The 23,004-nt window shown below is 71.8% G+C and carries 19 protein-coding genes; 15 read left to right on the top strand and 4 right to left on the bottom strand.

Features of this window, described 5'->3' with window-relative positions; all coding sequences use genetic code 11:
- Positions 1-17 precede the first annotated feature (17 nt).
- The 3 genes from SLAV_RS10750 to SLAV_RS10740 all read left to right on the top strand — a co-directional run bounded on the left by SLAV_RS10750 (position 18) and on the right by SLAV_RS10740 (position 4,835).
- Positions 18-719, top strand: a complete 702-nt coding sequence (locus tag SLAV_RS10750) for a GNAT family N-acetyltransferase (protein ID WP_030239562.1) — start codon at positions 18-20, stop codon at positions 717-719.
- Positions 720-955: 236 nt separating this feature from the next.
- Positions 956-2,812, top strand: coding sequence for an IucA/IucC family protein (locus SLAV_RS10745; RefSeq protein ID WP_078950638.1), 1,857 nt, complete (start codon positions 956-958; stop codon positions 2,810-2,812).
- Between the two features lie 52 nt (positions 2,813-2,864).
- A complete protein-coding gene (locus SLAV_RS10740) occupies positions 2,865-4,835 on the top strand; it encodes an ATP-dependent DNA helicase (RefSeq protein ID WP_030239568.1) in 1,971 nt (656 codons plus the stop codon).
- A gap of 183 nt (positions 4,836-5,018) precedes the next feature.
- Here SLAV_RS10740 and lexA read toward each other — a convergent pair whose 3' ends face one another.
- Positions 5,019-5,810: a transcriptional repressor LexA gene (gene lexA / locus SLAV_RS10735; protein ID WP_030239576.1), complete on the bottom strand. Its 792-nt coding sequence runs from the start codon at positions 5,808-5,810 to the stop codon at positions 5,019-5,021.
- 513 nt (positions 5,811-6,323) lie between these two features.
- Between lexA and nrdR the strand changes: the two genes are divergently transcribed.
- The 8 genes from nrdR (at position 6,324) to SLAV_RS10695 (ending at position 14,045) form a co-directional block, all read left to right on the top strand.
- The gene (gene nrdR / locus SLAV_RS10730) at positions 6,324-6,839 is read left to right on the top strand and encodes a transcriptional regulator NrdR (RefSeq protein WP_030239578.1); all 516 of its coding nucleotides are present in this window, start codon (positions 6,324-6,326) and stop codon (positions 6,837-6,839) included.
- 131 nt (positions 6,840-6,970) lie between these two features.
- Complete coding sequence (locus tag SLAV_RS10725) at positions 6,971-9,868, top strand: vitamin B12-dependent ribonucleotide reductase (protein WP_030239580.1); 2,898 nt, start codon at positions 6,971-6,973, stop codon at positions 9,866-9,868.
- A 216-nt stretch (positions 9,869-10,084) separates the two neighbouring features.
- Positions 10,085-10,513 (top strand): hypothetical protein, encoded by a 429-nt coding sequence (locus SLAV_RS10720; protein ID WP_051841403.1) that lies wholly within the window; start codon positions 10,085-10,087, stop codon positions 10,511-10,513.
- A gap of 59 nt (positions 10,514-10,572) precedes the next feature.
- Entirely contained in the window at positions 10,573-10,830 is a 258-nt protein-coding gene (locus tag SLAV_RS10715) for a hypothetical protein (protein WP_051841404.1), read from the top strand.
- Positions 10,831-10,894: 64 nt separating this feature from the next.
- Positions 10,895-11,749: an arylamine N-acetyltransferase family protein gene (locus tag SLAV_RS10710; protein ID WP_030239582.1), complete on the top strand. Its 855-nt coding sequence runs from the start codon at positions 10,895-10,897 to the stop codon at positions 11,747-11,749.
- Positions 11,750-11,781: 32 nt separating this feature from the next.
- Positions 11,782-12,387 carry a YdbC family protein gene (locus tag SLAV_RS10705; protein ID WP_030239584.1) on the top strand — a complete coding sequence of 202 codons (606 nt, stop codon included), beginning with the start codon at positions 11,782-11,784 and terminating at the stop codon, positions 12,385-12,387.
- Positions 12,388-12,459: 72 nt separating this feature from the next.
- The gene (locus SLAV_RS10700; RefSeq protein ID WP_030239586.1) at positions 12,460-13,119 is read left to right on the top strand and encodes a histidine phosphatase family protein; all 660 of its coding nucleotides are present in this window, start codon (positions 12,460-12,462) and stop codon (positions 13,117-13,119) included.
- An 11-nt stretch (positions 13,120-13,130) separates the two neighbouring features.
- Positions 13,131-14,045 (top strand): ADP-ribosylglycohydrolase family protein, encoded by a 915-nt coding sequence (locus SLAV_RS10695; RefSeq protein ID WP_030239588.1) that lies wholly within the window; start codon positions 13,131-13,133, stop codon positions 14,043-14,045.
- A gap of 140 nt (positions 14,046-14,185) precedes the next feature.
- Here the strand turns inward: SLAV_RS10695 and SLAV_RS10690 are convergent, their stop codons facing one another.
- Positions 14,186-15,739, bottom strand: a complete 1,554-nt coding sequence (locus SLAV_RS10690; RefSeq protein ID WP_030239590.1) for an MFS transporter — start codon at positions 15,737-15,739, stop codon at positions 14,186-14,188.
- Between the two features lie 139 nt (positions 15,740-15,878).
- Here SLAV_RS10690 and SLAV_RS10685 point away from each other — a divergent pair, with 139 nt between their 5' ends.
- The 3 genes from SLAV_RS10685 (at position 15,879) to SLAV_RS10675 (ending at position 18,025) form a co-directional block, all read left to right on the top strand.
- Positions 15,879-16,484: a TetR/AcrR family transcriptional regulator gene (locus tag SLAV_RS10685; RefSeq protein WP_030239591.1), complete on the top strand. Its 606-nt coding sequence runs from the start codon at positions 15,879-15,881 to the stop codon at positions 16,482-16,484.
- 138 nt (positions 16,485-16,622) lie between these two features.
- Positions 16,623-17,333 (top strand): ribonuclease HII, encoded by a 711-nt coding sequence (locus SLAV_RS10680; RefSeq protein WP_030239593.1) that lies wholly within the window; start codon positions 16,623-16,625, stop codon positions 17,331-17,333.
- Positions 17,334-17,392: 59 nt separating this feature from the next.
- Positions 17,393-18,025 carry a hypothetical protein gene (locus SLAV_RS10675; RefSeq protein WP_030239594.1) on the top strand — a complete coding sequence of 211 codons (633 nt, stop codon included), beginning with the start codon at positions 17,393-17,395 and terminating at the stop codon, positions 18,023-18,025.
- A 311-nt stretch (positions 18,026-18,336) separates the two neighbouring features.
- Here the strand turns inward: SLAV_RS10675 and SLAV_RS10670 are convergent, their stop codons facing one another.
- Together SLAV_RS10670 and SLAV_RS10665 are read right to left on the bottom strand one after the other, a co-directional pair.
- Positions 18,337-18,966, bottom strand: coding sequence for a hypothetical protein (locus SLAV_RS10670; RefSeq protein ID WP_030239598.1), 630 nt, complete (start codon positions 18,964-18,966; stop codon positions 18,337-18,339).
- A 215-nt stretch (positions 18,967-19,181) separates the two neighbouring features.
- Positions 19,182-21,341, bottom strand: coding sequence for a RecQ family ATP-dependent DNA helicase (locus SLAV_RS10665; protein ID WP_030239600.1), 2,160 nt, complete (start codon positions 21,339-21,341; stop codon positions 19,182-19,184).
- Positions 21,342-21,465: 124 nt separating this feature from the next.
- Here SLAV_RS10665 and SLAV_RS10660 point away from each other — a divergent pair, with 124 nt between their 5' ends.
- Positions 21,466-22,746, top strand: coding sequence for a DUF4192 domain-containing protein (locus SLAV_RS10660; RefSeq protein ID WP_051841405.1), 1,281 nt, complete (start codon positions 21,466-21,468; stop codon positions 22,744-22,746).
- Positions 22,747-23,004 lie beyond the last annotated feature (258 nt).

Raw genomic sequence — 23,004 nt, 5'->3', positions numbered from 1 at the left:
CACGGAGAAGAGCCCCGATGCCCTCCACCGACACAACCGCCCACTCCGGCACCTCATCCACCACCGGCCCCAGCCTTTACCGGCCCACCGAATTCCGGCCCACCGGACTCCGGCTCTCCGCCCGACTGCTGCCCCTGCTCGCCGAGGCCGACCTCCTCGACTCACCCGCCGCCTGGGACACCGCAGCCACCCCGGCCGGGGCCTTCCGTCTCGAACCCGTCCGGCCGGACCGCGACCTGGAGCTCCTGACGGGCTGGATGAACGACCCCGAGGTGGCCGCCTACTGGGAGCTCGCCGGACCCGCCACCGTCACAGCCGCCCACCTGCGGGCGCAGCTCGACGCGGCCGGCCGCAGCATCCCCTGCCTCGGCCTCCTCGACGGCACGCCGATGAGCTACTGGGAGATCTATCGAGCCGACCTCGACCCCCTCTCCCACCACTACCGGGCGCGCCCCCACGACACCGGTATCCACCTGCTCATCGGAGACCGTGCCCACCGCGGCCGTGGTCTGGGCGCCACACTGCTGCGCGCCGTCGCCGGTCTCGTCTTCGACCACCGGCCCCGCTGTGCACGCGTCATCGCCGAACCGGACATCCGCAACACCCCCTCCGTATCAGCCTTCCTGACCGCCGGCTTCCGCTACTCCGCGGAGATCGAGCTCCCTGAGAAGCGCGCCGCCCTGATGATCCGGGAGCGGTCGCTGCGCAATCTCCTCTGACGGTCCTCCCCGCGACCGTCCCCCTTCCGACAGCCCTCCCTCCGACAGCCCTCCCTCCGACCGTCCTCCCTCCGACCGTCCTCCCTCCGACCGTCCTCCCTCCGACCGTCCTCCCTCCGACCGTCCTTCCTCCGACCGTCCCCCTTCCGATCGCCCCGCTGCGCCGGGTGGTTCAAACACCTCTCCCTTCGAAAACTCTGCGCCGCGCAGCAAAGTTCCCGATCCCGAGGAGTCCCGTGCCGAATTTCCCCGCAGCCCCAGACTCCGCCGGTCCCGCCGTGCCCCCGTCCCCGCAACACCCCTGCACGCCACCCGAACTGAACCGCCCGACCTGGGACTTCGCCGCCCGCCGCCTGCTCGCCAAGATGATCGGCGAGTTCGCGTACGAGGAGATCGTCAGTCCCGTCCCCGCCCCGGCCGCAGCCGGGGACGCCTGGACGCTGGCCCTGGACGACGGAAGTGCCCTCGGCTTCCGCGCCCGCCGCCGCGTCTACGGAAGCTGGCACGTCACACCGGACACCCTCACCCTCACCCCGGCGCCCCCCTCCACGCAGCCCCCGCTCGCCTACGGGGACCCGTACGACTTCCTCGTCCGGGCCCGCACCCTCCTGCGCCTCGACGGCCCCACCCTCGGCCACCTCGTCCACGAGCTCAGCGCCACCCTCGCCGCCGACGCGCGCCTCGACCACCACGCGCTCACCGCCGACGTCCTCGCCGACCTGGACTACGCCGAGCTCGAAGGCCACCAGACCGGCCACCCCTGGCTCGTCCTGAACAAGGGCCGCGTCGGATGGTCCGCCGCCGACGCCGCGGCCTGGGCGCCCGAGGCCCGCAACCGACAGCGCCTGCCGTGGCTGGCGGCCCACACCTCCCTCGCCGAGTACCGCGGCACCGCCGGCCTCGAAGACCCCGCACGCCTGTACTCGGCCGAACTCGACCCCGTCACCCGAACCGCCTTCGACACGGCCCTCCGCGACCGGGGCCTCGACCCCCGCGGCTACCTCTACCTCCCGGTCCACCCCTGGCAGTGGGACGAGATCGTGCTCCCCCTCTTCGCCCCCGCCCTCGCCTCGGGCGCACTGGTTCCGCTCCCCGCCGACCTCGACACACGGCTCCCGCAGCAGTCCATCCGTACGTTCCTCAACCTGACCCGCCCCGACCGCCACAGCGTCAAACTGCCGCTGTCCGTCTTCAACACCATGGTCTGGCGCGGCCTGCCCAGCGACCTCACCCTCGCCGCCCCCGCCGTCACCGCCTGGATCCACTCACTCCGCGACGCCGACCCGTTCCTGAGCCGCGAGTGCGGGGTCGTCCTGCTCGGCGAGGTCGCCTCCGTCACCGTCCGCCACCCCGTCTACGACCGGCTCCCCGAGGTTCCGTACCAGTACAAGGAACTCCTCGGAGCGATCTGGCGCGAGCCCCTGACCGGCCACCTCGCCCCCGGCGAACACGCCCGTACCCTCGCCTCCCTCCTCCACGTCGACCCCCGCGGCCGCGCCTTCACCGCCGAGCTCGTCGCCCGGTCCGGGCTCACGCCCACCGCCTGGCTGCAACGCCTCTTCTCCGCCCTGCTGCCCCCGCTCCTGCACTTCCTCTACCGCTACGGCACCGTGTTCTCCCCGCACGGCGAGAACACCGTCGTGATCTTCGACGAGCAGGACGTACCGGTCCGCCTCGCGGTGAAGGACTTCGTCGACGACATCAACATCAGCAGCGAGCCGCTGCCGGAGCACGCTTCCATGCCCGACGAGGTCAGGGCGGCCCTGCTCACCGAGCCTCCCGGCTACCTCACGCAGTTCATCCACTCGGGACTGTTCGTCGGTGTCTTCCGCTACCTCTCCGCCCTCTGCGAGGACCGCCTGGGCCTCCCCGAGAGCGACTTCTGGTCCCTCGTACGGGCGGAGATCCTGCGCCATCAAGCCCGCTTCCCGGAGCTCAAGGACCGCTACGAGCTGTTCGACCTGCTCACCGAGCGGATCGACCGGCTCTGCCTCAATCGGAACCGCCTGCACGAGGACGGCTACCGCGACCGCCCCGACCGCCCGCACGCCGTCACCCACGGCACCGTCGCCAACCCCCTGTACCACCCGTGATCGGTGATCGATGCGTCCGCTGTCGGTGGTGCCCCGTAGGGTTGGCACTGCTATGACGAAGCCCTCCCTCCCCGACCTGCTGCACGCCGCCGTCTCCGCCGTCGGCGGCACGGAGCGGCCCGGCCAGGTGGCCATGGCCGAAGCCGTCGCCGAAGCGATCGACGACAACTCCCACCGGCTGATCCAGGCCGGCACCGGCACCGGCAAGTCCCTCGGCTACCTGGTGCCGGCCCTCGCCCACGGCGAGCGCGTGGTCGTCGCCACCGCGACGCTGGCCCTGCAGCGCCAGCTCGTCGAGCGTGACCTGCCGCGTACGGTGGAGGCCCTCCACCCGCAGCTGCGCCGGCGGCCGCAGTTCGCCATGCTCAAAGGCCGGTCGAACTACCTGTGCCTGCACCGCCTGCACGAGGGGGCGCCGCAGGACGAGGAGGAGGGCCTCTTCGACCAGTTCGAGGCGGCCACCCCCACCAGCAAGCTCGGCCAGGACCTGCTGCGCCTGCGCGACTGGGCGGACGAGACCGAGACCGGCGACCGCGACGACCTCACGCCGGGCGTCTCGGACAAGGCCTGGAGCCAGATCTCCGTCTCCTCCCGGGAGTGCCTCGGCGCCACGAAATGCGCGTATGGCGCCGAATGCTTCGCGGAAGCGGCCCGCGAGCGGGCCAAGCTGGCCGACGTGGTCGTCACCAACCACGCGCTGCTCGCGATCGACGCCATCGAGGGTGCCCCCGTCCTGCCGCAGCACGAGGTGCTGATCGTGGACGAGGCCCACGAGCTGGTCTCCCGCGTGACGGGGGTGGCCACCGGCGAACTCACCCCTGGTCAGGTCAACCGGGCAGTGAAGCGTGCCGCCAAGCTGGTCGACGAGAAGACGGCGGACTCCCTCCAGACCGCCTCCGAGAGCTTCGAGCGGGTCATGGAGCTCGCGCTGCCCGGCCGGCTGGAGGAGGTTCCCGAGGACCTCGGCTACGCGCTGATGTCCCTGCGGGACTCCGCCCGCAACGTGATCTCGGCGATCGGCGCCACCCGCGACAAGTCCGTCCACGACGAGGACGCCGTCCGCAAGCAGGCACTGGCCGCGGTCGAGAACGTCCACTCCGTGGCGGAGCGGATCATGAACGGCTCCGAGTACGACGTCGTCTGGTACGAGCGCCACGACCGCTTCGGCGCCACCCTGCGGGTCGCACCGCTCTCGGTCTCCGGGCTGCTGCGCGAGAAGCTGTTCGAGGACCGCTCGGTGGTCCTCACCTCCGCCACCCTCAAGCTGGGCGGCGACTTCAACGGGGTGGCGGCCTCGCTGGGCCTCTCTCCGGAGGGCGTCGAGGGGGACGGGGTACCCGTCTGGCGGGGCCTGGACGTCGGATCGCCGTTCGACTACCCCAAGCAGGGCATCCTCTACGTCGCCAAGCACCTCGCCACCCCGGGCCGCGAAGGCACCCGCGGGGACATGATGGACGAGCTGGCGGAGCTCATCGAGGCGGCCGGCGGTCGCACCCTGGGTCTCTTCTCCTCCATGCGCGGGGCCAAGGCGGCCGCCGAGGAGCTGCGCGGCAGGCTGGAGAACCCGATCCTGCTCCAGGGCGAGGAGACGCTGGGCGAGCTCATCAAGGCCTTCGCCGCCGACCCGAAGACCTGTCTGTTCGGAACGCTGTCGCTCTGGCAGGGCGTGGACGTCCCCGGACCCAGCTGCCAGCTCGTGATCATGGACCGGATCCCGTTCCCGCGTCCCGACGACCCGCTGATGAGCGCCCGCCAGAAGTCGGTCGAGGAGCACGGGGGCAACGGCTTCATGGCGGTCGCGGCCACCCACGCCGCCCTGCTCATGGCCCAGGGAGCGGGCCGGCTCGTCCGGGCCTCCGGGGACCGGGGCGTCGTCGCGGTGCTGGACCCCCGGCTGGCCACGGCCCGCTACGGGAGCTTCCTGAGGGCCACCCTGCCGGACTTCTGGTACACCACGGACCGCAACCAGGTCCGCCGCTCGCTGGCCGCGATCGACGCGACCGCCAAGGCCGACGGTAAGTAGCCGGAGCAGCCGGCGCCGGGAAGCGGCCACCAGGGGAAAGGGCCGAAGCGGGGCGGCGGCCGGACGGGCGAGCGGTCCGTCCCGGTCTCCGTACCCACACCGGGCGTACCCGCACGCGGGCATGGAACAGCTCCGGGACCGGCGCAGTAGGTCCCGGAGCTGGCTGGAGGGGGCGGCGGGGTCTCAGACCCGGCGCAGTACCGCGACGACCTTGCCGAGGATGGTGGCCTCGTCGCCGGGGATCGGCTGGTAGGCGGCGTTGTGCGGGAGCAGCCAGACATGGCCGTCCTCCCGCCGGAAGCGCTTGACGGTGGCCTCGCCGTCGAGCATCGCGGCGACGATGTCGCCGTTCTCCGCGACGGGCTGCCGGCGGACGGTGACCCAGTCGCCGTCACAGATGGCGGCTTCGATCATCGAATCGCCGACGACCTTGAGGACGAACAGTTCGCCGTCTCCGACGAGCTGCCGCGGGAGCGGGAAGACGTCCTCGACCGACTCCTCGGCGAGGATCGGGCCGCCGGCCGCGATCCGGCCGACCAGGGGAACGTAGGAGGCGGCGGGCTTGCCGGTGGTGTCGGTGGGCTGCGAGCTCGGCTGGTCCGAGCCGCGCACCTCGTAGGCCCGGGGACGGTGCGGGTCGCGGCGCAGGAAGCCCTTTCGCTCCAGGGCCATGAGCTGGTGTGCCACGGACGAGGTGCTGGAGAGGCCGACGGCCTGGCCGATCTCGCGCATCGACGGCGGGTAGCCGCGCCGCTGCACCGAGTCCCGGATGACCTCGATGACCCTCCGCTGCCGGTCGGTGAGCCCGGAGCTGTCGGCGCGGATGCCTGGAGGTCGCCCTGGCAGCGAGCGTGCGGGGCGTACGGGCTCCGCCTCCGGGTTCAGGCTTGCGTCGTTCATGGCATGCACCGGCTCAAGTCGGCTCTGGGAGCGGTTCTGGGCAGTGATGGTGGCACTGTCTGCGGTGGTGGTCACGTCGGCCCCTCTCGAAATGTTCTCCCTAGCTGGACAACGGTAGTAGCTTTCGAAAGGTTGCGCCAAACACACGTTCGAGTGAAAAATCGTGGATCCCCCACCTGGGTTAGATCGGTGGGTGTATAGGCGTTCGGTGCTGCCGCCGTGAGGCCGGTCGCGGGGGTCTCCCGCCGGCCGTTCCGCCGAACGCGGGTTCGGCTCCGCGTCCGCTGCTTACGGTACCCTTCCCGGTCGTACGGCCACCTCTCGGGCCCGCGTCCAGTGTGGCAGCGGCGGGCCCCTTCTCCGGGCATCGGACGCCGCGACACGCGGAGCGGTGTAAATCCGCCGCAACCCAAGATCTAGTGGTTGGATGAGCGTCGCCACCCAGAAGTTGTGGTCCTCGGTCCGTCGAGGGCCCCGGCATCGCATATGCTTGAGGCTGCTTCGCGAGCCCCCGGCAGTGCCTGGTCCCTGCCGTTCAGGGGTTCTGTGAGGTGATTCAGCCGTGCCAAAACGAAGGGTGAGGGAACCGTGCACTGCCCCTTCTGCAGGCACCCCGACAGTCGCGTCGTCGACAGTCGCACCACGGACGACGGGACGTCGATCCGCAGGCGCCGTCAGTGTCCCGACTGCTCCCGTCGCTTCACGACGGTGGAGACGGCCTCCCTGATGGTGATCAAGCGCAGTGGAGTGACCGAACCCTTCAGCCGCACCAAGGTCATCTCTGGCGTCCGCAAGGCGTGCCAGGGGCGGCCGGTCACCGAGGACGCCCTCGCCAAGCTCGGCCAGCGGGTCGAAGAGGCGGTGCGCGCCACCGGCAGCGCCGAGCTGACCACCCATGACGTGGGTCTGGCCATACTCGGCCCGTTGCAGGAGCTCGACCTGGTCGCGTACCTGCGCTTCGCGTCCGTCTACAAAGCGTTCGACACCCTTGAAGACTTCGAGACCGCCATCGCGGAACTGCGCGAGCCGCGGCCTCATCCCCATGAGTGCGAGCCCGGAGGGACCGCCCCGGTCGTCCCCGTGCCCGCCTCCGCCGCCGACTGACCGGCGGGGCCGCACCCGGCGCGGCCCGGCCGGCCTCGGCACGGCGAAATTCGCAGAACAAGACACACAGCACCGTGCCGCGGAATATCGCTGGCACTTTAGGGCGTTTTTGCCCGCATATGGGAGGCGGCATGACAGAGACGGCGAGCGGCTCGGCGCGAGGTTCCCGCACCAAGGGGACCAAGGCTGCCAAGGGCGGCCTGCGGATCGAGCGCATCCACACCACCCCGGGCGTGCACCCGTACGACGAGGTCAGCTGGGAGCTCCGTGACGTCGTCATGACCAACTGGCGCGACGGCTCGGTCAACTTCGAGCAGCGTGGCGTCGAGTTCCCCGACTTCTGGTCGGTGAACGCGGTCAACATCGTCACCAGCAAGTACTTCCGCGGCGCGGTCGGCACCCCGCAGCGTGAGACCGGTCTGAAGCAGCTCATCGACCGGATCGTGAAGACGTATACGAAGGCCGGCGAGGAGAACGACTACTTCGCGTCCCCCGCCGACGTGGAGATCTTCGAGCACGAGCTGACCTACGCCCTCCTGCACCAGATCTTCAGCTTCAACTCGCCGGTGTGGTTCAACGTCGGTACGCCCCAGCCGCAGCAGGTCTCCGCCTGCTTCATCCTGGCCGTCGACGACTCCATGGAGTCGATCCTCGACTGGTACAAGGAAGAGGGCATGATCTTCAAGGGCGGCTCCGGCGCCGGCCTGAACCTCTCCCGCATCCGCTCCTCCAAGGAACTCCTCTCCTCCGGCGGCAACGCCTCCGGTCCGGTCTCCTTCATGCGCGGCGCCGACGCGTCCGCCGGAACGATCAAGTCGGGTGGCGCCACCCGCCGCGCGGCCAAGATGGTCGTCCTGGACGTGGACCACCCGGACGTCGAGGCCTTCATCGAGACCAAGGTGAAGGAAGAGGAGAAGATCCGCGCCCTGCGCGACGCGGGCTTCGACATGGACCTGGGCGGCGACGACATCACGTCCGTCCAGTACCAGAACGCCAACAACTCCGTCCGCGTGAACGACGAGTTCATGGCGGCCGTCGAGAACGGCACCGAGTTCGGCCTCCGGGCCCGCATGACCGGCGAGGTCATCGAGAAGGTCGACGCCAAGGCGCTCTTCCGCAAGCTCGCCGAGGCCGCGTGGGCCTGTGCCGACCCGGGCATCCAGTACGACGGTGTGATCAACAACTGGCACACCTGCCCCGAGTCCGGCCGCATCACCGCGTCCAACCCGTGCAGCGAGTACATGCACCTGGACAACACGTCCTGCAACCTCGCCTCGCTCAACCTGATGAAGTTCCTCGACGACGACGGCAAGGGCAACCAGTCCTTCGACGCCGAGCGCTTCGCCAAGGTCGTCGAGCTGGTCATCACCGCGATGGACATCTCCATCTGCTTCGCGGACTTCCCGACGCAGAAGATCGGCGAGAACACCCGCGCCTTCCGCCAGCTGGGCATCGGCTACGCCAACCTCGGCGCCCTCCTGATGGCGACCGGCCACGCGTACGACTCGGACGGCGGCCGCACCCTCGCCGCCTCGATCACCTCGCTGATGACCGGTACCGCGTACAAGCGCTCCGCCGAGCTGGCCGCCATCGTCGGCCCGTACGACGGTTACGCCCGCAACGCCGACTCGCACAAGCGCGTCATGAAGCAGCACGCCGACGCCAACGCCGTCGCGCCGCGCACCGAAGACCTCGACAACGTGATCTGGGCCGCGGCCACCGAGGCCTGGCAGGACGTCCTGCGCCTCGGCGAGAAGAACGGCTTCCGCAACTCCCAGGCCTCCGTCCTCGCGCCGACCGGCACCATCGGTCTCGCGATGTCCTGCGACACCACCGGTGTCGAGCCGGACCTGGCCCTGGTCAAGTTCAAGAAGCTCGTCGGCGGCGGCTCGATGCAGATCGTCAACGGCACCGTCCCGCAGGCCCTGCGCCGCCTGGGCTACCAGGAGGAGCAGATCGAGGCGATCGTCGCGCACATCGCCGAGCACGGCGTGGTCGTCGACGCCCCGGGTCTGAAGACCGAGCACTACGAGGTCTTCGACTGCGCCATGGGCGAGCGTTCCATCTCCGCGATGGGCCACGTCCGCATGATGGCCGCGATCCAGCCCTGGATCTCCGGGGCGATCTCCAAGACGGTCAACATGCCGGAGACGGCGACCGTCGAGGAGATCGAGGAGATCTACTTCGAGGCGTGGAAGATGGGCGTCAAGGCGCTCGCGATCTACCGCGACAACTGCAAGGTCGGCCAGCCCCTCTCCGCCAAGAAGAAGGAGGAGGAGAAGGCCGAGATCACCGAGAAGGCCGAGGAGACCATCCGCACGGCGGTCGAGAAGGTCATCGAGTACCGCCCGGTCCGCAAGCGCCTCCCCAAGGGCCGCCCGGGGATCACCACCTCCTTCACGGTCGGTGGCGCCGAGGGCTACATGACGGCGAACTCCTACCCGGACGACGGTCTGGGCGAGGTCTTCCTGAAGATGTCCAAGCAGGGTTCGACCCTCGCGGGCATGATGGACGCCTTCTCCATCGCCGTCTCCGTCGGTCTGCAGTACGGCGTCCCGCTGGAGACGTACGTCGCGAAGTTCACCAACATGCGGTTCGAGCCGGCCGGTATGACGGACGACCCGGACGTGCGGATGGCGCAGTCGATCGTCGACTACATCTTCCGTCGCGTGGCGCTGGACTTCCTGCCCTTCGAGACCCGGTCGGCCCTCGGCATCCACTCCGCCGAGGAGCGTCAGCGCCACCTCGACACCGGCTCCTACGAGCCGCTGGAGGACGAGGAGCTCGACACCGAGGCCCTCGCCCAGTCGGCGCCGCTCGCGTCGGTCCCGGCCGCTTCCGCCCCGAAGCCGGTCGAGATCGTTCCCGTCCCGGCCCCGAAGACGGCGCACTCCAACGCCGAACTGGTCGAGATGCAGCTCGGCGTCTCCGCCGACGCCCCGCTCTGCTTCTCCTGCGGTACGAAGATGCAGCGCGCCGGCTCCTGCTACATCTGCGAGGGCTGCGGCTCGACCAGCGGTTGCAGCTGAACCGGAACGGAACCGCGCCCGGCGCGACGGTGAGCAGCTGCCGCCGAGGGCGTTGATCCGCGCTTGAGAGAGGGTGCCGGCCATGGGCCGGCACCCTCTCCGGCGTTTCGGACGCGCGGGGGACGGGGCCCGCGCCTCCCGTAGACGGTGGGACGGCGGACACCGTGCGGCGGAATTCGCGTTATGTGTCCGTGCGGCGGAGCCGAGAATCGTCCGGTGAACGACGAGAAGAACTCCCTCACCCTCCGGGTCGTCGTGCCCGGTACTCCCGAGCCGGGCGCCCGGGTGGAGGTACGGCCGGTGGTCGACGGCCTGGACATCCTGGCGGAGGCGTTCCCGGAAGGGCCGGGTCTGGATCCCGGGTTCCTCCTGCCGCCGGACGGACCGCTCACGGCCGGCGCCGAGCCGCGCGAGGTGCGGCTGGCCGAGGCGCAGTGCACCGAAGAGTGCTGCGGCGCCCTCTACGTGACCGTCCGTCGTGACGGCGACGACGTGATCTGGAGCGGATGGCGCAATCCCGACGACGACGAGGTGGACCTGCCCGAGTTCCGCTTCGACGCCCGGCAGTACCGGGCGTCGAAGCGGAACGGGCCGCCACGGACCACAGCTGGGAGTGGCCGGCGCGCACCGTCGCCCGCCTGCTGAAGCGCCACCTCGTCGCTCGCACCGACTGGCTCCCGTCATGGGAATGCGAACTCGGCGGCGTGTCCGCCTGGCTGTGGGAACCCGAGCGGATCAACCTCTTCCTTTTCCACCCGAGCAGGTCGGCCATCAGGGAGGACCGCCCCTGGCTGCAGTTCCGGATGGCACTCGCCGTCTCCGGCGACGACCCCGCCGCGCAGGCGGAGCGGCTCGCCGAGCAGCTCACGGCCGGTGACCCGATCGGACAAGGTCATGAGCGCGGCGGCCCAGGCCGTCGCGGCGGTGTGGCAGACCCGCGATCATTGTGCGGGGCCCGGTGATCCCGGGCTCTGGACCTGGACCTGGACCTGGACCTGGACTTCACGGTGGGGGAGTGGGAGAGCCATGTGGAACGGTGACGAGCTGGACCTGGACGCGTACCTGGCGCGCATCGGGATCGGCGCAACGGACGGCGACGGGAGCGGGGCCCGGCGGCGGGAACTCCGGCCGGACCTGGAGACGTTGTACGCGGTGCACCGTGCCCACACCGCCGCCATCCCCTTCGAGAACCTGGACGTCCTGCTCGGCCGCCCCGTCGCGCTGGAGGTCAAGGCCATCGAGGACAAGCTCGTGCACGCCCGCCGCGGCGGCTACTGCTACGAGCAGAACTCGCTGCTGGCCGCTGCCCTGGAGCGGATCGGCTTCGAGGTCTCCGGGCGCGGCGCCCGCAACCGCACCCGGGGCGACTCCCTGCTGCCCGTGACGCACGCGGTTCTCGTCGTCACCGTCGAGGGCGAACCGTGGCTCTGCGACGCCGGGTTCGGCTACGTGGGCCCGCGTGAACCCGTCCCGCTCGCGCGCCCCGGCGCAGAGGTGCGCCAGGGGGCGTGGACGTACGCCGTCCACGCCGAGGAGGAGGGCGTCCTCGTGCTGCGGACCCTGCGCGGGGACGAGTGGCGGGACCTGTACGCCTTCTCCCCGCAGCGCTACCACCCCGTCGACTACGTCCTGCTCAACCACTACAGCTCCTCGCACCCCCTCTCCTCCTTCCTGGGGCAGGCCATCGTCCAGTACCCCGGCGAGGACGCGCGCGTCGCGCTCGTGGGACGGGAGCTGACCCGCCTGTACCCCGACGGGCGGACGGAGCGCGCGTCCGTGGCGGCGGAGGACCTGCTCCCACTGCTGGAGCGGGAGTTCGGCATTCGGCTGTCCGAGCGGGATGCGGCGGAACTGGTGCGGATCCACCGCTCCGGGGACTGACCCCGGCCCCGCCCGGCCCGTACGATGGCGCGGTGCTGGTCAAGTGGATTCGCTGCACGGTGACGGACCGACGCGGGTTCGAGCGCGGGCAGCGCAAATGGGCGGGGCTGCCCGGCGAACCGGGCTTCCGGGGGCAGGGCGGCGGCTGGAGCCGGGGCCGGCAGGGGGTCGCGCACGTCTTCGCGTTCTGGGAGAGCCGTTCGTTCTACGACTCGTTCATGGCCCGCTCGCACGACAGGCTCGCGGCCTCCCAGAACGGCACCTTCACCGACGCGCGGGTCACGCTCTTCGACCACCGCTTCGACGTGAAGACCGGCTTCGAGCCGCGCTTCAGCGACGCCGACGTGGTCCGTGTCGCCCACACCCGGGTGCGGGAAGGCCGTGACGAACACTTCGCCCGCATGCAGGAGAAGGTGTGGAACCCCGCCATGGCGGGCTCGCCCGGAATGATCCGCGGCCTCTTCGGGGAGGCGCCCGGGCGGGAGTTCCTCGTCCTGTCGATGTGGCTCGCCGCGGCCGAACACGGCAAGTACCGGCAGGAACGGGTGGAGCGGCTCTCGCTGCGCGCCCAGACCGAAGCCGACGTCGAGGCGCTCACCGGGGACGTCGTGGACCTCGAACCCGCCTGGACGGTATGACCGTACGACGAGCGGGGCCCCGACCGGCGTGCCCGTGACGTGCCCCGGCCGGCGGCCGAATAGGGTCGTGGAATGGTACGACCACGGCGCATCGTCCTTGTCCGGCACGGGGAATCGGAGGGTAACGTCGACGACACGGTGTACGAGCGGGAACCCGACCACGCCCTGCGGCTCACCCCGTCCGGCCGCGAGCAGGCCGGCGCGGCCGGGGCGCGGCTGCGCGAGCTCTTCGGGACCGAGCACATCAGCGCGTACGTCTCCCCGTACCGCCGGACCCTGCAGACCTTCCGCGAACTGAGGCTGGACCCGGCCCGGGTGCGCATGCGCGAGGAGCCCCGGCTGCGCGAGCAGGACTGGGGCAACTGGCAGGACCGGGACGACGTACGGCTCCAGAAGGCGTACCGGGACGCCTACGGGCACTTCTTCTACCGCTTCGCCCAGGGCGAGTCGGGCGCGGACGTCTACGACCGCGTCGGCTCCTTCCTGGAAAGCCTCTACCGCAGCTTCGAGGCCCCCGACCATCCGGAGAACGTCCTGCTGGTGACGCACGGGCTGACGATGCGGCTGTTCTGCATGCGCTGGTTCCACTGGTCGGTCGCCGAGTTCGAGGCCCTTTCCAACCCCGGGAACGGCGAATTCCGGGTACTGATGCTGGGACCGGACGGCCGGTACCGGATGGACCGCCCGTTTGAGCGGTGGACCACACCCGAGCCTTATGACCTGGACGGCTAAAGTGGCGCGGGATGACCGCTGACTCCACTCCCGAGACGCGCTACGCACGCGCCACGTCCAGCCTCCGAGGGCTCGCCCTGGGGGACGCCCTGGGCTCCCAGTACTTCGTCCCCGTGAACTACCCGCTGCTGAAGCGGCGCGAGCTGCCGCCCGGCACCGAGCCGTGGCAGTGGACCGACGACACCGAGATGGCCTGCTCGGTGGTGGCCGTCCTCGCCACGCACGGACGCATCGACCAGGACGCGCTGGCGGCCTCCTTCGCGGACCACCACGACTTCGACCGCGGCTACGGTCCCGCCGTCAACCGGATGCTGCGCCTCGTCCGGGAGGGCGAGGACTGGCGCACGCTCGCGGCCGAGCTGTTCAACGGTCAGGGCTCCTGGGGCAACGGCGCCGCCATGCGGATCGCGCCCCTGGGCGCCTGGTACGCGGACGACCCCGAGCAGGCCACCCACCAGGCGGAGATCTCCGCCTACACCACCCACCAGCACCGCGAGGCGGTGTGCGGGGCGATGGCCGTCGCCGCCGCGGCCGCCCTCGCAGCCTCGCCGGGCGGCCCGCCGACCGCCGAGGAGCTGCTGGACGGGGTCATCGCGCTGGTGCCGCGCAGCGCCGTCGGCGCGGGCGTGCGCCGGGCCCGGGACATGCTGGACTACGGCGACGCGACCACCGTGGCCGCGGTGCTCGGCTGCGGCCGGCGCACCAGCGCCCACGACACGGTGCCGTTCGCGCTGTGGTCGGCGGCACGGTCGCTCGACGACTTCGAGCGGGCGTTCTGGACCACCGCACAGGTGGGCGGGGACGTGGACACCACGTGCGCGATCGTCGGCGGGGTGCTCGGCGGGCGCGGCGAGGCGGCGCTGCCGCAGGCATGGCTGGTCCGCACCGAGGCCCTTCCGGAGTGGCTGCCCGGATCGGCGGTCTGAGCGGGCGGTCCGAACGAGCGTTCCGGGCCTGCCGTCCGGGCCGGAGGGGCGCCGTCAAGGGGCGTCGCGGATGGCGTACGCAGGCCCGGGTGCGGGGTGAACCCCGCTGCCCGGGCCTGCGTACGTACGGGCCCTCGCGCTCAGGCGGCCGGACCGGCCCCGGCGGCGGCCCCGTTGAGGGCTTCCAGGTCGCTCTTGCGGACCCGGATCACCAGCACCGCGGTGACCAGCGCCAGACCCGCCATGGCCACGGCGGCGACGAAGGCGGTGGAGATGCCCTGGGCGAGGACGAGGTCCCCCCAGGGGTCCGGCAGCCGCCCGGTCTCCTTGAACGCGGCCAGCTGCGCCGGATCGGCCTGCGCCATGAAGGCCGGGACCTGCTTCTCCGCCTCCTCGCGGCCGGCCGTGCCGAAGACGGTGACCAGGATGGACAGGCCGAGGGAACCACCCACCTGCTGACTGGCGTTGAGCAGCCCGGAGGCCGCGCCCGCTTCCTTCGGCGCCACTCCGGAGACGGCGGTGAGGGTGAGGGTCACGAAGTTGAGGCCCATGCCGAAACCGAAGAGCAGCATCGGGCCGAGCACCCCGGACACGTACGTGCTGTCGGTCCGGATGAAGCTGAGCCAGGCCAGTCCGGTCCCGGTGAGCGCGGACCCGGTGACCATGAACGGCTTGGGCCCGAAGCGTGGCAGGAAGCGCTGGGAGAGGCCCGCGGCCGCGATGATGGCGGCGGTCACCGGCAGGAAGCCGACGCCGGACTGGATCGGCGTGAAGTCCAGCACGTTCTGCACGAACTGGACGATGAAGAAGAACATGCCGAACATGGCGGCGGCCAGCCCGAGCATGATCATGTAGGTGCCGGCCCGGTTGCGGTCGGCGAACATCCGGAGCGGGATGATCGGGTCCGCGGCCCGCGACTCGATCACCACGAAGACGCCGAGCAGGACGACCGCGGCGATGAAGGAACCGATGGTCAGGGCATCTCGCCAGCCCTCCTCGGAAGCGCGGATGAACCCGTAGACGAGCGCCGTCATGCCTCCGGTGGAGGTGAGGGCGCCGGCGGCGTCGAAGCGGCCGGGGTGGCGCTCGGACTCGTTGATGAAGAGCGGCGCGAGGACGGCGATGAGCACGCCGATCGGCACGTTCACGAAGAGGACCCACCGCCAGTCGAGCCATTCGGTGAGCATGCCGCCGGCCAGCAGGCCAATCGCACCGCCGCCCGCCGAGACGGCGGCGAAGACGCCGAAGGCCCGGTTGCGGGCGGGGCCCTCGGCGAAGGTGGTGGTGATCAGGGCGAGCGCGGTCGGCGAGGCGATGGCTCCGCCCACGCCCTGGAGCGCGCGGGCGGCCAGCAGCTGCCAGGGCTCCTGGGCGAACCCGCCGAGCAGGGACGCCAGGGTGAAGAGCAGGATCCCGGTCATGAAGACGCGGCGGCGGCCCAGGATGTCCCCGGCGCGGCCGCCGAGGAGCAGCAGGCCGCCGAAGGCCAGGGTGTAGGCGCTGATCACCCAGGAGAGGTCGGTGGTGGAGAAGGAGAGGGCGGTCTGGATGTGCGGGAGCGCGATGTTCACGATCGTCGCGTCGAGGACGACCATGAGCTGGCACGCCGCGATGACGGCGAGTGCCACGCCCGGACGCCCGGGCCGCCGGGCGGCCCCGGGTATCCGGGGCGCGTCGAGTCGGGTGCTTGTCACTGTGGATCCCCCCGAAGTGAAATAGTGAACGCATCCGTTCACTGCGGGTCCACGGTAGGAGGCCCCGAGTAGAGAACGCAAGCGTTCACTAGGGGTGGAAATCCGTGCGAGGCACGCGGGTCGGTCGGAGGTATGGAGCATGACAGGTTCGGGTCGGCCGCTGGGCGTGGTGCCGGGGCGCAGACGAGGGCCGGAGCTCGAACGGGCGATCCTCGACGCGGCGCTGGAGCAGCTCGGCACGGTCGGCTGGGCCTCCCTCACCATGGAGGGCGTCGCCGCCGGGGCGCGCACCGGCAAGGCGGCGCTGTACCGGCGCTGGTCCTCCAAGGCGGACCTGGTCGCCGACGCGCTGCGCGAGGGCCTGCCCGAGCTGGGCGGGATCGCGGACCACGGATCGGTGCGCGAGGACCTGTACGACTTGTGTGTGCGGATGCGGGACGTCATGGCCTCACCGGCCGGTGAGGCGCTTCGCGCAATGCTTCACGAATGCGACCACATTCATGCGGACCGGTTCCGCGAGGTCGTCTGGGACGGGCTGCACGAGCCGGCGCACCGACTGATCCGTGAGCTGGTGGACCGCGGAATCAAGCGTGGGGACGTCCGGCCGGATGCCACGAGCCCGCTGCTCACCGACGTGATTCCGGCGATGTTCATGTATCGGGCCAAGGTGTGCGGGAGTGAATGGCCGGACCCGGAAATCGCCGAGATGATCGACGGGCTGGTCGTGCCGATGCTGCGCAGGTGAGGTCCGGCGGAGCTCGCGAGGGGCGCGTACGCGGGCTCGCCCGGGGGCGCGCGAACGGCCCCGGGGAGCCGGTGCGGCGCGGCTTGCCGCAGGCCGGGGTGTGCAGGCGGCCCGGGGCGGCGTAACCTTGCTGGCGCCATGCCGTACGAAGCACCCACCCACACCGTCGAGCGCTCCCTCCGTGCAACCACCGGCGCCAAGGTCATCGCCGGGGTCGACGAGGTCGGACGAGGGGCCTGGGCCGGTCCCGTCACCGTCTGCGCGGCGATCACCGGTCTGCGCCGGCCGCCCGCGGGACTCACCGACTCCAAACTGCTCACCCCCAAGCGACGCGACGCGCTGCTCGACGTCCTGGAGGACTGGGTCACCGCGCACGCCCTGGGGCACGCCTCCCCGGAGGAGATCGACGAACTGGGGATGACCGCCGCCCTGCGGCTGGCGGCGGTGCGCGCGCTGGAGGGTCTGCCGGTGCGGCCCGACGCGGTGATCCTCGACGGCAAGCACGACTATCTCGGCCCGCCCTGGCGGGTTCGTACGGTGATCAAGGGCGATCAGTCCTGCGTCGCCGTTGCCGCGGCCTCGGTGATCGCCAAGGTCCGGCGCGACCGGATGATGGCCGAACTGGGCGAACGGGGCGACGGGACAGAGGACTTCGCCTTCGCCGCCAACGCCGGCTATCCCTCGCCCGTGCACCGGGCCGCGCTTGAGGTGCGGGGGCCCACCGTGTACCACCGGCTCTCGTGGTCGTACCTCGACGCGCTGCCCCAGTGGCGCCACTTGAAGAAGGTGCGCCGGAGCGAGGAATCGATGGAGCTGGAAAACGGAGGCCAACTCGGCTTCGATTTCTGATCGCACCCACGTGCCACCCACCGGTACGTTTCGTACCGGTGTTTGATAGATATCAACTCATGCCTCTCACCCCCGCCATCGAGGAGCCTCAGATTCACGAGAGTGCCCAGGGTCCCCGCGTCACGCCGGCCGCGAGCCGCACCGCGCAGACCCCCCGCCCCGTACCTGGTCCGCGTCCCGCAGCCGTACCCCGGCCCGGGCGCCCCGGTCCCGTCCGGCCCGCCCCGCCCGCTCAGCGCGCGGCACAGGCCACCCCCGGACCCGTTCCCGCAGCCCCCACCGCGCCGTCCGTCTCGGCGGCCGTGCCCCAGGTCCAGCTGATCCCGGCCTCCGCCGAGGGTGCGCTGGACGCGGCCGAGGAGGCCGTGGACCTGCTGCTCGACACCGGGCGCGCGCCCGGCGACATCCTGGTGATCACCACCGGCGACCCGCACCCGTGGGCCGCGCACGAGCTGTCCTTCGGCGAGGCCTCCTACTGGGCCCAGCACGACGCCAAGGACGACATCTTCTACGCGGACGCGTCGCACGTGCAGCGCGCCGCGGGCCGTCCCGTCGTGGTCTTTGCGGCCAACGGCGGACCGGCCGGTGCCATCGCGGCCGCGCTGCCGGTCGCGCTGACGTGCGCCGGAGCCCTGCTGATCGTGTGCGGCGACGCGCAGCAGATCAACTCCGTGCTGGGTGCGGGCGTCTGACGCCCCGCATCCCACGCGGGCGGAGGGGCGGGGCGGGCCGGGTGCCGGCCCCGCTGATGTCCGGGGCCTGACCAGCCGTACGCCCTTCCGGGGGTACGGCAGTCAAGCCTGCCCGCACCCCGACGCGGCCGCCCGACGGGACCGTGCGCGCACCGCGGGTGGTCCGCTCTGCGGTGCGCCCTGCGCGCGGAGTGTGGGCCGGTCCGGTGTGGCGGGTCGTCACGAGGGTTCCGGCGCACGGGTATTCCGCTGTGCTGCCGGGGCCGGCCCTGCTGCCGGGGCCGGCCGTATCGCCGGGGCCGGTCGTCCGCTCAGCGGGCGGCGGTACGGCGCAGCGGCTCGGCCGCCCCTCCGGCGGTGCTGAGGGTCAGCGGTGCCGTCTCGGCCGTCAGTGAGCCGAGGTGACCGGGTCTGGTGTCCGAACCGGGGCTCCGCCCGCCACGGCCTTCGCCCAGCACCTGCCAGCCCCCTCGGGTCAGTGTGATGTAGGCACCGCAGCGCAGTCCGTGCAGGGTGCAGGCGTCCCGCAGGCCCCACATCCAGGCACCGTCCTCCTCGGTCCACCGCTCGTCGCCGTCCCGGCAGTACATCAGCACCGCCGTCCTGGCCGGGGTCCGCCGCCGCAGGTCGTGCGGGATGACCCGGCGCAGCCGGGACAACAGGGCGTTGCGGTATTCCCAGCCGTCCGCCGAATTGGACCGCTGCACGAAGGAGGCGCTCGCCACCAGCCGCTCCTCGGGTCCGAGGACCGCGATCACGGCGGTGGAGGGGCCGGGGGCGTGGCGGGAGTGCAGCCCGCTGACCAGCTCGCGCGGATTGCTCAGCAGGGGGATCCCGGCCGCCGTCCACTCGGCGGGTTCGAGCAGCCGGCCGTGACGGCTGGCGGCGCCGGTCGCCATTGCCAGGGACGTGGTCGAGGACGGGGCGAATCCGAAGGTCACGGTCCTCCCTTCGGGTACACGCCCGCGAGCGGGCACGGCTGGGCTGTGGGCGCGCCGCGGCGCGGCCCTGGAGAGTGCCGTCGAGCCGAGCGGGAGCACTCCGATTCTCGCGTGGTGCGCGAGGGTGGGGCAATGAGCATTTGAAGCAGCAGACCGGAATTCGCCGGTATGCCGTTCATATCCTTGCCCCGCCACGCCGGAGATGACTCATTCGGCTACGGCTGGAGCGCGAGCACCAGCGGAAACACCCCCTTCGCACCCGCCCGGCGGAGCAGCCGGGCGGCCACCGCGAGGGTCCACCCGCTCTCCGCCCGGTCGTCGACGAGGAACACCGGACCCGATGTCTCGGACAGGCTGGCCGCCAGGGCCTGTGGGACGGTCAAGGCCTGGTGGAGTCCCCGGACCCGCTGGGCACTGTTGGAGGACGGCAGCCCGAACTCCGGTGCCTGATCGGTGTACTCCAGGGTTCCGAGCAGCGGGATCCGCCCGACCTCGGCGATCCGGGCGGCGAGGGAGCCGACCAGCAGGGGGCGGCTCCGCGAAGGCAGCGCCACCACACCCACGGGCCGGGCGGGGGCGTCCGCCGCGCCGGTGGCCCAACCCCCCGGTCCACGTGCCCAGTCGGCGAGTACGGCGACCACGGCTTGGGCGACATCGTCCGGAACCGGCTGGTCGGCCGTCTGCGGGGCGAGCATCGGACGCAGGCGGTTGCCCCAGCCGATGTCGGACAGTCTGCCCAGGGCCCGGCCGGTGGAGGCCTGTTCCCCGGCCGGGATCCGGCCCTTGAGGTCGACGCCGACCGCGGCGAGCCCGGTCGGCCACATCTTGCGGGGCTCCAGTTCCACGCCAGGACGGCTCAGTTCGCCGCGGGCGGTGTCCAGGGAGGTGCCGGAGACGTCCGCCGTGAAGCGGGCGCCCGCGCAGTTGTCGCAGCGGCCGCAGGGCGCGGCCTCCTCGTCGTCCAGCTGGCGGCGCAGGAACTCCATCCGGCAGCCGGTGGAGGCGGCGTAGTCCCGCATCGCCTGCTGTTCGGCGGACCGCTGCCGGGCGACCCAGGCGTAGCGTTCGGCGTCGTACACCCACGGCTCGCCGGTGGAGGTCCAGCCGCCCTTGACGCGGTGGACGGCGCCGTCCACGTCGAGGACCTTCAGCATCGTCTCCAGGCGTGTGCGGCGCAGGTCGACGAGCGGTTCCAGGGCGGGCAGGGAGAGGGGGCGCCCCGCCTGGGCCAGGACGTCGAGGGTGCGGCGGACCTGCTCCTCCGGCGGGAAGGCCACCGAGGCGAAGTACTGCCAGATCGCCTCGTCCTCGCGGCCGGGCAGCAGGAGCACCTCGGCGTGCTCCACACCGCGGCCCGCACGGCCGACCTGCTGGTAGTAGGCGATGGGGGAGGAGGGCGATCCCAGGTGCACGACGAAGCCGAGGTCGGGCTTGTCGAAGCCCATCCCGAGCGCGGAGGTGGCCACGAGGGCCTTGACGCGGTTGGCCTGGAGGTCGTTCTCCGCCTGCTCGCGGTCGGCGTTCTCGGTCTTGCCGGTGTACGAGGAGACGGTGTGGCCGCGGTGGCGGAGGTAGGCGGTGACCTCCTCGGCGGCGGCCACCGTCAGCGTGTAGATGATCCCGGAGCCCGGCAGGTCGGCGAGGTGGTCGGCGAGCCAGGCGAGCCGGTGAGCGGCGTCGGGCAGGGTCAGCACGGCCAGGCTCAGGCTCTCGCGGTCCAGCGGGCCGCGCAGTACGAGGGCGTCCGTACCGGCTCCGGTGCCGAGCTGCTCTGCGACGTCCGCCGTCACCCGGGCGTTGGCGGTGGCGGTCGTCGCGAGGACCGGGACTCCCGGCGGGAGATCGGCCAGCATGGTGCGCAGCCGGCGGTAGTCGGGGCGGAAGTCGTGTCCCCAGTCGGAGATGCAGTGGGCCTCGTCGACCACCAGGAGGCCGGTGGCGGCCGCGAGCTTGGGGAGCACCTGGTCGCGGAAGTCGGGGTTGTTGAGGCGCTCGGGGCTGACCAGGAGGACGTCGACCTCGCCCGCAGCGACCTCGGCCTGGATGCCCTCCCACTCCTCAGGATTGGCGGAGTTGATGGTGCGGGCGCGGATTCCGGCCCGGGCGGCGGCTTCGACCTGATTGCGCATCAGCGCGAGCAGGGGGGAGACGATGACGGTGGGGCCGGCACCGCTCGCCCGCAGCAGGGAAGTGGCCACGAAGTACACGGCGGACTTGCCCCACCCCGTGCGCTGGACGACCAGGGCTCGCCGCTTGTGCGCGACGAGGGCCTCGATCGCCCGCCACTGGTCCTCGCGCAGCCGTGCGGTGCCCGTGGGGTCGCCCACGAGGCGGGCGAGTACGGAATCGGCGGAGGACCTCAGGTCTGCGTTCATGCCCCCATGCAACCCGATGGTTCCGACATCGCGCCAATGGCGCTCTCAACCTGTGGATATTGAAGGTTCAAGCGAGTTATCCACAGGGGTTTCGCGATCGTTCGGCACACGGGACCGTCGAGCCATGACGACGAACCACGAATCGCGCAGCCAGTCCGACCGCCCCTCCGCCACCCCCGCCGACTCTTCCCTCAATCCCTCCGGAACTCCCGAAGCATCCCGGATCACCTTGCGCAGCCCGGCCGAACTGGCCGACGCGCTGCCCTACATGCTCGGGTTCCATCCGACCGACTCCCTCGTCATGGTCGCCGTGCACGGCGAGGGCGGACGCTTCGGCGGACGGCTGCGCGTCGGCATCCCCTCCACTCCAGCCGAGTGGGAGGACACCGCCCGGCAGGTCGCCGAGTGCCTCGTGAGGGGCAGCGAGCGGCGCGGCGGCAAGCCCGACGGCATCGTGGTCTTCCTGTGCCAGGACCCGCGGGCCGGGGAGAGCGGGCAGCGGGTGATGACCCGGCTGCGGCCCCTCGCCCAGCGGGTGCGCCTCGCCTGCGGCGCCCTGGACGTGCCCGTCCTGGAGGCCCTGTGCCTGTCCGGCGGCCGCTACTGGTCCTACACCTGTGACGACTCCGGCTGCTGCCCGGCCGAGGGCAACCCGCTCGCCCCGCCCGGCACCTCGGTCATGGCCGCGGCGGCGACCTTCGCCGGACTCCAGGTCCGGGGCTCGCTGAAGGAGATCGAAAGCAGGCTCGCGCCCCTTGTCGGAGCCGGGGCCGCGGAACAGGAGGAAGCACTCGACCGGGCGGCCGTCGCCCTCGTCCCGAAGATCCTCGACGGGGCCACCCGGCAGGAGGTCGGAGCGGAGACCATCGCCCTCGCCAAGACCCTCATGCGCCGGCTGACCCTCGCGCCGCCCGTCGAAGGTGGTCCCCGGGCAGACGACTGGGACGACGCCCTCCTCGGGCACGACGAGGCCGCCGCCGTGATCCTCGGCCTCCAGGACCGAGAGATCCGCGACATCGCCGCCGAGTGGATGGAGGGCGACGAGGCCGCCCCCGCCCTGCGCCTGTGGCGGGCCCTGGCCCGGCGCTGCGTCGGCGCGTACGGAGAGCACGCGGCGGCGCCGCTCACCCTGGCCGGCTGGGTCTGCTGGTCCGGCGGGGACGAGCCGACCGCACGCATCGCCCTCGGGCTCGCCCTGCGGGCCGACTCCGAGTACCGCTTCGCCCAGCTGCTCCACCACGCCTGCAACGAGGGCATCGACCCCGAAGGGCTGCGGCAGTGCCTGCGCGAGGAGCGCCGGCGCCGCGAACCCCGCCGCAAGCGCTCCGCCGCCACCACCCGTCCGCCCGGCCGCCGGGACGGCAAGCGCCGCCCGGCCCGCCGCCCCGAGGGGAGCGACCAGTGAGCCCGCGCCGAGCAGTGGGCCCGCTCCGAGCAGTGAGTCCGCGTCGGACCCCCGGCTGCCGGAGCCGCTTACGGCGGCACCGGGACCACGGTTCCGTACGGCGCCTCTGGAGCGCGGTGGGCGCGGCACTGCGCCGTCGGCGCGGTACCCCATGCGGGCAGCCGCCACCGGGGCCCGTGACCCGGGCGGGGGTGAGGGCGTTCAGCTGGGGGGAGGTGGGCGCCCGGCCGCGCCGCCGCCCAGCGGAACCGGCCGGAG

The organism is Streptomyces lavendulae subsp. lavendulae, assembly GCF_002803845.1.
GTDB classification, from domain to species: domain Bacteria; phylum Actinomycetota; class Actinomycetes; order Streptomycetales; family Streptomycetaceae; genus Streptomyces; species Streptomyces lavendulae.
The sequence above is the reverse complement of the archived record's forward strand: the minus strand, read 5'-3'. Positions and strand labels throughout refer to the sequence as shown.